Origin of the sequence: Megasphaera sp. (assembly GCF_047831605.1) — a bacterium.
Lineage (GTDB): Bacteria > Bacillota > Negativicutes > Veillonellales > Megasphaeraceae > Megasphaera > Megasphaera intestinihominis.
Genome location: NZ_CP181255.1, coordinates 2,270,270 through 2,283,471, shown reverse-complemented (window position 1 = coordinate 2,283,471; position 13,202 = coordinate 2,270,270). Strand labels below are relative to the sequence as shown.

Annotated in this window: 12 protein-coding genes and 1 riboswitch; of the genes, 6 read left to right on the top strand and 6 right to left on the bottom strand. The window is 57.7% G+C overall.

What is annotated here, in order from left to right:
- Position 1: 1 nt before the first annotated feature.
- From ACFWUB_RS10830 to ACFWUB_RS10820, 3 genes are all read left to right on the top strand, one after another.
- Positions 2-1,234 (top strand): aminopeptidase, encoded by a 1,233-nt coding sequence (locus ACFWUB_RS10830; protein WP_292281812.1) that lies wholly within the window; start codon positions 2-4, stop codon positions 1,232-1,234.
- A gap of 59 nt (positions 1,235-1,293) precedes the next feature.
- Positions 1,294-1,391: riboswitch (SAM riboswitch) on the top strand.
- An 87-nt stretch (positions 1,392-1,478) separates the two neighbouring features.
- A complete protein-coding gene (locus ACFWUB_RS10825) occupies positions 1,479-2,522 on the top strand; it encodes a methionine ABC transporter ATP-binding protein (protein ID WP_020311088.1) in 1,044 nt (347 codons plus the stop codon).
- Entirely contained in the window at positions 2,503-3,156 is a 654-nt protein-coding gene (locus ACFWUB_RS10820) for a methionine ABC transporter permease (protein ID WP_020311089.1), read from the top strand. Before ACFWUB_RS10825 ends, ACFWUB_RS10820 begins: the two co-directional genes overlap by 20 nt.
- Positions 3,157-3,387: 231 nt before the next feature.
- Here the strand turns inward: ACFWUB_RS10820 and ACFWUB_RS10815 are convergent, their stop codons facing one another.
- From ACFWUB_RS10815 to ACFWUB_RS10790, 6 genes are all read right to left on the bottom strand, one after another.
- Positions 3,388-4,311 (bottom strand): dihydroorotate dehydrogenase, encoded by a 924-nt coding sequence (locus tag ACFWUB_RS10815; protein WP_416183960.1) that lies wholly within the window; start codon positions 4,309-4,311, stop codon positions 3,388-3,390.
- On the bottom strand, positions 4,308-5,072 hold the full coding sequence (locus ACFWUB_RS10810) for a dihydroorotate dehydrogenase electron transfer subunit (protein ID WP_020311091.1): 765 nt from the start codon (positions 5,070-5,072) through the stop codon (positions 4,308-4,310). The genes ACFWUB_RS10815 and ACFWUB_RS10810 overlap by 4 nt, the downstream gene beginning before the upstream one ends.
- A gap of 77 nt (positions 5,073-5,149) precedes the next feature.
- Positions 5,150-6,007, bottom strand: a complete 858-nt coding sequence (locus ACFWUB_RS10805; protein ID WP_416183959.1) for a MurR/RpiR family transcriptional regulator — start codon at positions 6,005-6,007, stop codon at positions 5,150-5,152.
- A 34-nt stretch (positions 6,008-6,041) separates the two neighbouring features.
- On the bottom strand, positions 6,042-7,361 hold the full coding sequence (locus ACFWUB_RS10800; RefSeq protein ID WP_416183958.1) for a gluconate:H+ symporter: 1,320 nt from the start codon (positions 7,359-7,361) through the stop codon (positions 6,042-6,044).
- 15 nt (positions 7,362-7,376) lie between these two features.
- On the bottom strand, positions 7,377-8,789 hold the full coding sequence (gene gnd, locus ACFWUB_RS10795; RefSeq protein WP_416183957.1) for a decarboxylating NADP(+)-dependent phosphogluconate dehydrogenase: 1,413 nt from the start codon (positions 8,787-8,789) through the stop codon (positions 7,377-7,379).
- Positions 8,790-8,814: 25 nt separating this feature from the next.
- Positions 8,815-10,374: a gluconokinase gene (locus tag ACFWUB_RS10790; protein ID WP_292281806.1), complete on the bottom strand. Its 1,560-nt coding sequence runs from the start codon at positions 10,372-10,374 to the stop codon at positions 8,815-8,817.
- 325 nt (positions 10,375-10,699) lie between these two features.
- Between ACFWUB_RS10790 and ACFWUB_RS10785 the strand changes: the two genes are divergently transcribed.
- The 3 genes from ACFWUB_RS10785 to hemC all read left to right on the top strand — a co-directional run bounded on the left by ACFWUB_RS10785 (position 10,700) and on the right by hemC (position 13,193).
- A complete protein-coding gene (locus ACFWUB_RS10785) occupies positions 10,700-11,263 on the top strand; it encodes a flavodoxin family protein (RefSeq protein ID WP_020311095.1) in 564 nt (187 codons plus the stop codon).
- 357 nt (positions 11,264-11,620) lie between these two features.
- Positions 11,621-12,268, top strand: coding sequence for a precorrin-2 dehydrogenase/sirohydrochlorin ferrochelatase family protein (locus ACFWUB_RS10780; RefSeq protein WP_020311096.1), 648 nt, complete (start codon positions 11,621-11,623; stop codon positions 12,266-12,268).
- Entirely contained in the window at positions 12,258-13,193 is a 936-nt protein-coding gene (gene hemC / locus ACFWUB_RS10775) for a hydroxymethylbilane synthase (protein ID WP_020311097.1), read from the top strand. Before ACFWUB_RS10780 ends, hemC begins: the two co-directional genes overlap by 11 nt.
- Positions 13,194-13,202 lie beyond the last annotated feature (9 nt).

Below are 13,202 nucleotides of genomic sequence, written 5' to 3'. Positions count from 1 at the left end.
TATGCCAACTACCAAACAATTAACGGCTTATGCCCGCGTCCTCTTGCAGAAGGGCCTGAATCTCCAGAAAGGTCAGACCCTGGTCATCAATGCCCCTGTCGAATCGCACGACTTCGTCGCCCTCCTGACGAAAGAGGCCTATACGGCCGGCGCCGCCCAGGTCGTCTGCAACTGGCGGTCTGACGACCTGGCCCGCCTGCGCTACGAACACGAAGATTTGCAGTATTTCGAGTCCCTGCCGGACTGGCGCCGCGATTTCAGCCTCTACTATTACCATAAGAAAGCGGCCTTCCTCAGCCTCATCTCGGCGAATCCGTACCTCATGGACGGCATCGACACCCATAAAATCTTTGCCCAGCAGAAAGCCCAGAATGAAGCCTTGAAGGAATACATCGACGGCATGATGGCCTCGAAGACGACGTGGCTCGTCGCCGCCGTCCCCAGTGCCGTCTGGGCCAAACTGCTCTATCCGGACCTCGACGAAGCCGCCGCTTACGAAGCCTTGTGGAAGCAAATCCTCCAGTCGTCCCGTGCCGACGGTGCCGATGCCCTGGCCGATTGGGACGCCCATCTGGCCGAATTGAAGAAGCGCCGGACCTGGATGACGGACCAGCATTTCACCAGCCTGCACTATACGAACGGCCTGGGAACGGACCTGACTATCGGCCTGCCGGCCGGTCATATCTGGCAGGGCGGCATGGAAGAAACGGCGGACCACCTGCTGTTCAATGCCAACATCCCGACGGAAGAAATCTATTCGGCCCCCAAGGCAGATGCGGTCAACGGCACGGTCTACAGCACCAAGCCCCTGGTCTATAACGGCAACCTCATCGACAAATTCCACCTGACCTTCAAAGACGGCAAAGTCATCGACGCTGCCGCCGAAACGGGCGAAGACGTCCTGAAGAAACTCATCGCCATCGACGACGGCGCCTGCCGCCTCGGCGAAGTAGCCCTCATCCCCTATCATTCGCCCATTTCCCTGTCGGGTATCCTCTTCTATGAAACACTCTTCGACGAAAACGCCTCGTGCCACCTGGCCCTGGGCGCATCGTACCCGACCTGCCTGGCTGGCGGTGCTGATATGGACAAAGATGCTGTCGCCGCAGCCGGCCTCAACGACTCCATGATCCACGTCGACTTCATGGTCGGCTCGCCGGACCTGACCATCACCGGGACCAGGGCCGACGGCACGACGGTGCCGGTCTTTACCGATGGCGACTGGGCGCAATAACGATTTTCCATTGACAATCCCGGCCATCCGTGCTATTATAAGACGCAACAACCATATACCCTTCATCCAGAGCAGCTGAGGGACTGGCCCGATGACGCTGCGGCAACCCCCTATCGGGAAGGTGCCAATTCCAACGGAACATTCCGACAGATGAAATGAAACCGTATATACGGCCGTCATCTGCATGACGGCCTTTTTTTGTGGTTGCTTTCTCTAGTTACGCCTATTTTGAGGAGTTGATACTGTGATTACACTGAAAAATATTACCAAGACCTACGGCGGCGCCGCACAGGTCCAGGCCCTGAAAGGCATCAACCTGACCATCGACGACGGCGAGATCTTCGGTATCATCGGCAAGAGCGGTGCCGGCAAATCGACGCTGGTCCGCTGCATCAATATGTTAGAAAAACCGACGAGCGGCCAGGTCATCATCGACGACAAGGATTTGACCAAGATGAATGAATCCCAGCTGCGGGCAGAACGCAAGAACATCGGCATGATTTTCCAGCACTTCAATCTCTTATCATCCCGTACGGTTGCCGAAAACATTGCCTTCCCGCTGGAACTCGTCGGCGCTTCCAAAGACGTCATCGAAAAGAAAGTCGCTTCCCTCCTCGACCTGGTCGGCCTCAGCGACCGGGCCGGCAACTATCCGTCCCAGCTCTCAGGCGGCCAGAAACAGCGCGTCGGCATTGCCCGTGCCCTGGCCAGCGATCCGAAAATCCTGCTCTGCGACGAAGCCACGTCGGCCCTGGACCCGCAGACGACGAAATCCATCCTGGAACTGCTCCAGGACATCAATAAACGCCTGGGCATCACTATCGTCGTCATCACCCATGAAATGGCCGTCGTCAAGGAAATCTGCCATCGCGTCGCCGTCATCGAAAGCGGTGTCATCAAGGAAATGGGCCGCGTCGTCGACATCTTCACCAATCCTCAGTCCCAGACCATGAAAGATTTCGTCACGTCCATCATCAATATGGAACTGCCGGCAGGCATCAAGAACCTGGGTGTCACCGACCAGCCGTCGCCGGACCGCTACATGCTCGTCCGCCTGCGCTTCAAAGGCGCTGCGACCAGCGACCCCGTCGTCGCCGACATCGTCCGCAAATTCAACGTCGAAGTCAGCGTCCTCTACGGCAACATCGACTACATCCAGGATGAACCGTTCGGCTACCTCATCGTCGTCATCATGGGCGATATGGAAACACAGGCCAAGGCATTCTCGTACATCAAAACATTACCGATTGGAAGTGAGGTTTTAGGTTATGTCCCAAGAAATCATTAAGTTAATGCTCCAAGGCATTGAAGAAACGTTCTACATGGTCGCCGTCGCCACGGTCATTGGCGGTATCATCGGCATTCCCCTGGGTATCACCCTGGTCACGACCAGCAAGGGCCATATCCTGGAAAACCGCTTCATCAATCAAATCCTTGGCACGATCGTCAACATCATCCGTTCCATCCCGTTCATCATCCTCATGGTCGCCATCATCCCGCTGACGCGTCTCATTGCCGGCACGTCCATCGGTACGACGGCAGCCTGCGTCCCCTTGACCATCGTCGCCATCCCCTTCCTGAGCCGTCTCGTCGAAACGTCCATACGCGACGTCGACTTCGGCCTCGTCGAAGCGGCCGAATCCATGGGGGCTACGCCGTTCCAGATCATCCGCAAGGTCCTCATTCCCGAAGCCTTGCCGACGATCATCAATAACATCACCGTCCTCATCGTCAACCTCATCGGAGCATCGGCCATGGCCGGCGCCATCGGCGGCGGCGGCCTCGGGGACATCGCCATCCGCTATGGCTACCAGCGATTCCGTCCCGACGTCATGCTGGCGACGATCATCATCCTCATCGTCGTCGTCAACGTCATCCAGGCCGGCGGCGACTTCGCATCACGAAAAAAGAATAAGAAATAAATAATAGAAAAAAGGAGCTGTTGCACATGCGACAGCTCCTTTTTTCTGTAGGGGCGCCCCGTGGGGCGCCCGTCCACGCAAATGGGTATATAAATGTCTTGGCGTATATCCAGGGCAGCTCGTGAATGGGATTCCCACAACGGGCCGCTCTTTGGGACGGCCCCTACAAAGCGGTCCATGGGACCGCGGCTAACTGCTGACGGCTGACCGCTGACTGCTAATCCCTAGCCACTAGCCACGAATCTCCAATGCCCCTACAATATCCTGTATATGTTCGATGCCTTCTTCTCGGCAATACTGGTCCAGGCCTTCGGCGATGGTTTCGACGGCTCTGGGGTCGACGAAGTTATGGGCGCCGACGGCGACGGCACTGGCACCGGCCAGCATGAATTCGACGGCATCCTGCCAGGTCGATATGCCGCCCAGGCCGAGGATGGGGATGGATACGGCCTGAGCCGTCTGCCATACCATGCGCAGGGCAATGGGCTTGACAGCCGGGCCGGACAGGCCGCCGGTGATATTGCCCAGCAAGGGGCGGCGGGTCTTGATGTCGATGGCCATGCCCGTCAGGGTATTGATGAGCGATACGGCATCGGCACCGGCCGCTTCGACAGCTTTAGCCATGACCGTAATGTCCGTGACGTTTGGCGACAGTTTGACGATGACCGGTTTCCAGGTATGGTCCTTGACACTGCGCGTCACAGCCGCAGCCGCTTCCGGCTGGGTCCCGAAGACGATGCCCCCTTCTTTAACGTTAGGACAGGAAATATTGACTTCCAGGGCAGCCACGCCGTCGACGTCGAGCTGAGCTGCCAATTCGCCGTATTCTTCGGCAGTCCCGGCCGATATATTGACGATGAGCGGCGTCTGGCAGGCCTGCTGGACCTTGGGCAGGATATCCCGCTTGAAGACTTCGACGCCGGGATTTTCCAGGCCGATGCAGTTGAGCATCCCTGCCGGCGTTTCGGCCACGCGGACGCCGGGATTGCCCGGCCGCGGCAGCGGCGTGATGCCCTTGGAAATAATGGCCCCGACGTGATCGAGGTCGAGAAAATCACTGTATTCTACGCCAAATCCAAAGGTCCCCGATGCTCCCATGACCGGTGTCTTCATGGAAATACCGGCAAACTGGACGGCAATGCGTTCGCTGATCATGCAAAGACCTCCTTCGCGTCAAATACGGGGCCGTCGGCACAGACTTTATAGCGTTTGCCGTCGAGCTGGCTTTCAAAGGTGCAGCCCAGGCAGACGCCGATACCGCAGGCCATCCGCTTTTCCATGGACACTTCACAGGCGACGCCGGCTTTGGCCGACGCCTGGGCGATGGTCTTCATCATGACCGTCGGCCCGCAGACCGATACGCGGTCGATGGCGTGTTCTGCAAAGATCTGCGGCAGGGCATCGACGGCAAAGCCCTTGATACCCAGGGAGCCGTCGTCAGTGGTCACGTAAATCTGGCCGGCATAGGGTTCAAAGAACTTGGTCCAGAACGTTTCAGCCGCCGTCTTGCCGGCAACGAGCACGATGGGATGGTCCAGGCGCTTGGCCAAAAAGATGAGCGGAGCCAGGCCGACACCGCCGCCGGCCAGCAGGACCTGGCCCGGCGTTGTCGTAAAGACGCCTTCGCCCAGGGGCCCTTCGACGCTCAATGCGTCACCGCTGCGCAGGCCCTTCATTTCTTCTGTGCCCTTGCCGACCAGGCGGTAAATGATGGTGACATGACCCGTTTCGGCATCGGCATCGACGATGCCAAAAGGCCGGCGCAAAAAGGTCTGTCCCCCATCGTGATGGACATTGACAAACTGGCCGGGCTGCGCTTCCCGGGCAATCTGCGGTGCATGGAATACCATTTTCCATACTTCAGGAATAATGGCTTCATTCTCGACGATAGTCGCCATTTCCAAGAATTTCTTCACCTGCTAATCATCCTTCCTCTGTTTGCAATAAGAACAGTTTTATTGTACCACAGAACGGCCGATTTTCGTAGCCAAAATCAGTGCTGCCGCTTTTTGACGATTTCGCGGCGCATCTTTTCCATATTGTCCTGAAAGACCGCCTTTTCCTGCATGGCCACGCGCGTATAGAGGACATCGCCGATGGCCATGTGGATCAGGCGCGACGCCCCGGCTTCTGACGTGTACTGGACTTCGCGCCCCATGCCGCACAGGCAGATATCGGCTAACGCAGCCAAAGGCGACTGGCCATGGCTGGTGATGACGATGACTTTGGCCCCGTTCTCCCTGGCGGCCTGGACCGATTGCAATAGTTCCTTCGACGCCCCGCTATGGGATACGGCGATGACCACATCGTCGGCCGTCATCAGGGCCGCCGCCGTGACCTGCATATGGGAGTCGGCATACTCCCGGATAGCCAGTCCCAGGCGCAGGAACCGCGTGGCCATATCCATGCAGACCGTCGCCGAATTGCCGAAGCCAAAGACATAAATCCGCCGGGCCTTCAAGATGAGCCGGGCCGCTTCATCGACAGCATCATAATCGAGGAGGCTCAGCGTATCCTGCAAACCTTCGGCGATATTGGCAAAAACCTTGGACGCCACCTGGCGGCCCGTATCGCCGGCCTGGATATCGTGGAAGTCCTTCTGCGGCGCTGCCGACAAATCGGCGGCCAGCATGAGCTTCAATTCCTTCAACCCGCTGCAGCCCAATTTCTTGCAAAACCGGGAAATGGTGATTTCCGAACTCTGCGCATGAACGGCCAGGTCCGCTACGGTCTGTTCCATGACCTCGCCGGGATGATCGACAATATAATCGGCAATACGGCGCTCTGACTTGGTCAGACCGCCGTATGCACTGCGCAGGACAGGAAATACCTGGAGCTTCATTTCTTCCATCGTCTTCCCTCCTACTTTCATATTCACTTTTATTTTAGCCTACAAAGAGATTCAAAACAAGTACACCAGCTAAACCCATGACGGCAATGATTGTTTCCAGGGCGCACCACGTGCGGACGGTCTGTTTGACCGTCAGGCCGAAAAATTCCTTGAACAGCCAGAAACCAGGGTCATTCGGCGGGCTGAAGATGAGCGAACCGGCGCCCGTAGCCAGGACCATCAGTTCCGGATTGGCACCGGTGACGGCGCAGATAGGGGCGGCAATACCGCCAGCCGTCAGGGCTGCTACCGTAGCCGAACCGCAGGCCGTGCGGATGACGGCAGCGACCAGCCAGGCCAGGAGCAGCGGCGACAAATCCGAACCGGCGACGAGGTTGCCGATGTACGTGCCGACACCGCTGTCGATGAGGACCTGTTTCAAGGCACCGCCACCGCCGACGATGAGCAAGATCATGGCAATGGTCAGGACGGCATCCTGGACGGTCTTCATGACATCTTCCATGGATTTGCCCCGGCCCAGGCCGAAGGTATAGATAGCGATGGCGACGGAAATGGTCAGGGCAATGTCCGGCTGACCGAAGAAGGTCAGGATATGGCGGGCCGGGACATCGGCACCCATAGTCAATTTGGCAATAGCCGAAGCAGCCATGAGGATGACCGGGACCAGCGCCGTGAAGACGGAAATACCAAAGCCAGGCATTTCATCGTCCTTAAAGATTTTCGGGTTGTACATGCCCTTGGGGATTTCCGGATTGATGTCGCGCGTCAGCGTGCAGTACAGCGGGCCGGCGACGATGGCCGTCGGGATGGCGATGATGGCACCATAGACCAGGGTCGTGCCGATATCGGCATTATAAATGATGGAAATCGCTGTCGGGCCCGGATGAGGCGGCAGGAAGCCGTGGGTGACCGACAAGGCCGCAGCCATAGGGATACCGACTTCCAGCAGAGGAATCTTGGCTTCTGCGGCAATGGTGAAGACTAAAGGAATGAGCAGGACAAAGCCGATTTCATAGAACAAGGCGATACCGACGATGAAGCCCGTCAGGCAGACGGCCCATTTGACGTTTTCCCGGCCGAAGACGTTGATCAGCGTCGTGGCGATGCGCTGAGCGCCGCCGCTTTCAGCCATGAGCTTGCCCAGCATGGCGCCGAAAGAAACGACGATGGCCAGGCCGCCTAGGGTACCGCCCAGCCCCTTTTCAATGGTCGGGATGAGCTTGTCGATAGGCATGCCTTCAGCCAGGCCGACGGCGCCGGCGACGAGGAGCAAAGCCAGGAAACTATTGAGTTTTACTTTGACGATGAGGAAAAATAAGACAAGAATGCCAATGGCTAGGATGACGAGTGGCATAATGAGAAGCCTCCTTTATTTGGTATAGTGCTCGTGCCAATGATGATGGAAAGTGCCTTCTTTATCGACGCGCTGGAACGTATGGGCGCCGAAGTAGTCGCGCAGGGCCTGGATGAGGTTGGCCCCGACCTGGGGACTGCTGTAGGCATCGAGGTATTGCAGGGCTGCCGAAAAAGCCGGGATAGGCAGGCCGTTGGCGATGGCCAGGCCGATGATCTGCTGCAGGGCGCCCTGATTGGCGTTAATCTTTGCCAGGAAGAAGTCATCGAACAAGAGATTGTCCAGGTCCGGATTCTTGTCATAGGCTTCGGTAATCTTGGTCAGGAATTCGGCCTGGATGATGCAGCCAGCCCGGAAAATAGAAGCGATAGCGCCGTAATCGAGGTGCCAGTCATACGTTTCCGACGCGCTCTTGTAGAGGGAAAAGCCCTGGGCATAAGCGACGATTTTCGCCGCATAGAGGCTCTGGCGGACGGCTTCGACGAAGTCGTCACCGTGCTGATGGGACAAGGCAGGCATTTCGATGCAGGCCTGGGCTTTCGCACGGCCCAGTGCATTGGACATGACGCGGGCATTGCAGGCTGCGGTGATCATGGAAATATCGACGCCTTGTTTCATTGACTCGATACTCGTCCAGCGGCCTGTCCCCTTCTGACCGGCAGCGTCGACGATCTTATCCAGGACCTGTCCGCCGGCTTCGTCGTCTTCAGCGAAGATGTCTGCAGCGATGCCGATGAGGAAGCTTTTCAACTCGCCCTGGTTCCATTCATGGAAAATCTTGGAAATAGCGGCGTTGTCGTAACCGCCGACGTATTTGAGCAGCAAATAGGCTTCGGCAATGAGCTGCATGTCGGCGTATTCGATGCCGTTGTGGACCATCTTGACATAGTGGCCGGCACCGTCTTCGCCGATATACGTGCAGCACGGCTTGCCGTCAGCGGCTTTAGCGGCAATGGCTTCGTAAATGGGCTGGATTTCCGGGTACGTTTCCTTATTGCCGCCAGGCATGATGGCCGGGCCGCGGCGGGCCCCCGTTTCCCCACCGGAAATCCCCATGCCGTAGAAGTGGATGCCGTCTTCCCTGCAACGGTCGTAGCGGCGGCGCGTATCGCCGAAATAGGAATTGCCGCCGTCGATGATGATGTCCCCCGTATCGAGGAGAGGCAGCAGCTGGTCGAGCATGCTGTCCACGGGAGCGCCGGCCATGATCATGAGCATAATCTTGCGCGGCCGCTTCAGGGAAGCCAGGAAATCTTTCAGCTCGAAGTAGCCCGTAATCTTTTCATGAGGCCGTTCTTGGAGGAACTGTTCCGTCAAGTCCGGCGTATAGTTGTAAACCGAAACGTCATAGCCGTGGTCGGCCATATTCAGGGCCAGGTTACTGCCCATGACGGCCATGCCGACGACGCCAATATCGTGAAGTGCCATAGCAATCGCTCCTTTTCACTGGAAATTATAATTTCTGCTGATATGCCGTGATGTCGGCAAATTCGCGCTGCAAGTTATGATAGAGCCGGACGAAGATGTCATAGAGCTGCTGATAGACGGCAACGTTTTCTTCCATAGGCGTATACACCTTCTTGGCGTGGACCAGGTCGGCCGTATCGGCGATGCTCTTCAACCTGCCGCTGGAAATGAAGCCCAGCACAGCCGCCCCGAAGGCAGCGCCTTCGCTGTTGTCCGGCAGGGTAATGGGCTGGTTGAGGACGTCTGATAAAATCTGGAGCCACAGTTTCGACTTGGTGAAACTGCCGCTGACGCGGATGTCCTTGACGTCGCCGAATTCCTTGAGGGCTGCCATGACGCTGTTCAGGCTGTAACAGATGCCTTCCATGACGGCGCGGATCATGTGGGACCGGCTGTGATTTAGAGAAAAGCCGAAGAACATGCCCCGCAGTTCCGAATTCCAGTACGGCGCCCGTTCACCCGTGAAATACGGCAGGCAGATGAGGCCGTCGGCGCCGGCATCGACGTGTTCTGCCTTCATGGTCATCAGGTCATAAGGGTCGATGTCCAGCGTTTCCAGGGCACTGCCGCCGTAATGGCAGATCTTGTCGCGGACCCAGCGCAGAATCATGCCGCCGTTGTTGATGGCCCCGCCGGCGACCCACATGTCGTCGGTCAGGTTATAGCACCACGTGCGCATCTGCGGGTCTGTCTTAGGCTGGCGGGTCAGCATGCGCAGGGCGCCGCTGGTCCCGATGGTCCCGCTGAGCTGGCCCGGTTCGACGGCTCCGATGCCGACATTGACCAGGACGCCGTCAGTAGCGCCGATGACGACGGGAAGGCCAACAGGCAGGCGCAGGGCTTTGGCCGCTTCTTCACAGAGCCCCTGGCTGTACGTCGTCGATACGACAGGCGGCAGCTGGTCCTTGGTGATACCGGCATAGGCCAGGATTTCATCGTCCCAATCCAGAGTCTGTTCGTTGTACATGCCGCTCGTGCTGGCAGCAGACTTATCGATGACCCATTGGCCAGTCAAATGATAGAATAAATAATCCTTCAGCGAGCCTACATAGCGCATCTGGCGGAAGAGTTCCGGCTGATTCTGGCGCAGCCAGATGATCTTGGCCAGGGGATAGCAGGCGTGGATGGGGCAGCCCGTCCGTCCATAGAAGGAGCGGCACAAGGCTTCGTCTTTCTTCATCTCCCGGACGATGGCCGCACTGCGGCTGTCTGCCCAGGTCTGCATGTCCATGAGGGGCTCTCTGCCTTCATCGAGGCCGGCAAAACTGTGCATGACCGTACTCAAGGCGATGCCTGCCAGTTCTTTGTTCTTATAACGCAGCTGAGCCGCCGTCTTACTGATGACTTCCTGGACGGCTTCGAGGATCTGGAGCGGGCTTTCTTCAGCCCAGTCCGGATGAGGTGTCAACAGCGGATAAAAGGCTTCCGACGAGCAGACGTTGGTCCCGTCTTCCGTATAAGCAATGGCCCGGACCCCGGTCGTACCGACGTCGACGCCGATCCACACTTCCTGGTTCGCCGAATCCATAGGCGTAATAATATTCATGAGTCATACTCCCTTTCACGTAGCTTGGTAAGGAATCTTTTCGATGACTTTATGATACCATTCCCGTTGACTAAATGCAATAAAAATATCATTTTAAATTTTATATTTTGATATTTTTATATCATAGAAGCAGGGTACCCTATGCGTCTGGGGAAAAACCAGCCGTTAGCAGTTAGCGGCTAGCCGCTGGTTTTGCGAACGGCGAACGGCGAACGGAGGCCTGCATATTTGCTTTTTTGCCCTTTCTGTGCTATAGTATCTTTGCAAGAATGGTAGTTTTCTATCATCTCTATATGTAATCATGATATTTACAGGAGGGATTCCCATGAAAGTTATCTTATTAAATGGCAGCCGCCGTGAAAAGGGCTGCACGTATACGGCTTTATCCGTCGTCGCCGACACGCTCAAAGAAAACGGTATCGATGCTGAAATCGTCCACGCCGTTCCCGACGATGCTACCGTCGACGCTGTCGCTGAAAAAATGAAGGCTGCTGACGGCCTGGTCATCGGCTCGCCGGTCTACTGGGCTTCGCCGTCTGGTGAAATCATCTCCTTCATGGATAAACTGGCTGGCAAAGCCGGCGCTGCCCTGACCCATAAAGTCGGCGCCACCGTCGCTTCGGCCCGCCGTGCCGGCACGACGGCAACGCTGGACGTCCTCAATAAATACCTGGCTTATCACCAGATGGTCAGCGTCGCATCCAACTACTGGCCCATGGTCCACGGCAACACGCCGGAAGAAGTCAAGAAAGACGAAGAAGGCTTGCAGATCATGCGTACCCTCGGCCGCAACATGGCTTGGATCCTGAAATGCATCGAAGCCGGCAAAAAAGCAGGCATCGAAGCCCCGGCAACAGAAGCCAAAATCATGACCAACTTCATCCGCTAAGGGCTCGTAGGGATAAGAAATCGTAGGGGCCGTCCCAAAGGGCGGCCCGCTCTCGTGCCCCACTGGCTCTCTTCATAGGAGAACTGTCAGCGAAGCTGACTGAGAGGTTGCTCTTTTTATTGCACGCAAAGCAGTTTTTGAGTGTAGGGGTCACCATTTGGAATTTGCAGTTTATAGACAACGGCTTTAAATTTAAAGCCATCTGCTAACGGCTAACAGCTAGCCGCTGACTTCTAAAAAGGAGCTGTCGCGATGCGACAGCTCCTTTTTCATTCATAAAATATTGTATTTACTACAGCTTTTTTCCGTTATAATGGTATAATAAGAAGCGTACAACTTTGAAAGGGAGTTCCTCTTATGTATCCAATCAACCTCGATCTCAACGGCCAGTCCTGTCTGGTCCTCGGCGGCGGCGCCGTCGCCGAACGCAAGGTCTGCCGCCTGCTGGCCGAAGGGGCTGCCGTGACGGTCATTGCCCCGTCCCTGACCCGGCCGCTGCAGGAACTGGCCGAAAGCCACCACCTGACCTGGCAGCCGCGGACATACCAGGCCGGTGATGAGTCAACCTTCTTCCTCATCATCTGTGCCACTGACAACGAAGCCGTCAGCCACGCCGTCGCAGCTGCTGCCAAAGCCCAGGGGAAACTGCTCAACGTCTGTGACGTCCCGGATTTGTGCAACTTCACCCTGCCGTCCATCGTCCGCCAGGGCGACCTGCAGCTCACCATTTCCACCAACGGCAAGGCACCGGCGCTGTCGCGCTGGCTCCGGAAGCAACTGGAACAGCACTTCGACGAACGCTATGGCCGCTGGCTCGCTGAATTAGCAGCTATCCGCCGCCAAGGGCAGTCCGTCCTTCCGACCAGCCGGGACCGCCAGGCCTTCTGGCGCCAGGCCCTGACGGACGACGTCATGGCCCTGGTAGACAATAACGAAATCGACGCAGCCAGCGCCCTGCTCCGGGATCGGCTGGCCGCCTGGGAAAGGAAAAACCATGAAACGTAATCTGACCATCGGTACGCGGCGCAGCCAGCTGGCCCTGTGGCAGGCCAACTACGTCGCCGACGCCCTGCGCCGCCACGACCCGGAGCTGTCCGTCCAGCTCCAGCATATCGTCACGCAAGGCGATAAAATCCTAGACGTCCCCTTAGCCCGCATCGGCGGCAAGGGGCTGTTTACGACGGAATTGGAACGGCGCCTCCTGGACGGCACCATCGACCTGGCCGTCCACAGCCTGAAAGACCTGCCAGCCGACGTCCCGGACGGCCTCTGCCTGGCAGCCATCACGGCCCGCCACCACGTCCACGACGCCTTCGTTTCCAATACGTATGCCACCCTGGAATCCCTGCCGGCCGGCGCCTGCATCGGCACATCGAGCCTGCGCCGCAGAGCCCAGCTGCTCCACACCCGGCCGGACCTGGTCGTCAGCGACCTTCGGGGTAACGTCGATACGCGCCTGAAAAAGCTCGATGACGGTCAATACGACGCCATCATCCTGGCCGAAGCCGGCCTGCAGCGCCTGGGCCGGGCCGACCGCATCTGCCAGCTCCTGCCGGTCACGACCATGATTCCTGCCGTCGGCCAGGGAGCCCTGGCCATCGAAACCCGCGCCGACGATATGTCACTGAGGCAGGCACTGGCTTTCCTCAACGACCAGGACACGGCCGCCGCTGCGACAGCAGAACGGGCCTTCCTGGCCGCCATCAACGGCAGCTGCCAGGTTCCGGTCGGCGTCTACGGCACGGTCCGGAACGGGACGCTGACCTTACAGAGCATCATCGCCGCCCCAGACGGCAGCCAGGTCTGCCGCACGACGACGCAAGGTCCCGTCGCCGACAGCGCTGCCATCGGCAAAGAAGCGGCCTGTACGCTCCTCGATGACGGCGGCCGCCGCATCCTCACCGATTTAGGCATTACGCCGACTTACTAAGGAGGTTTT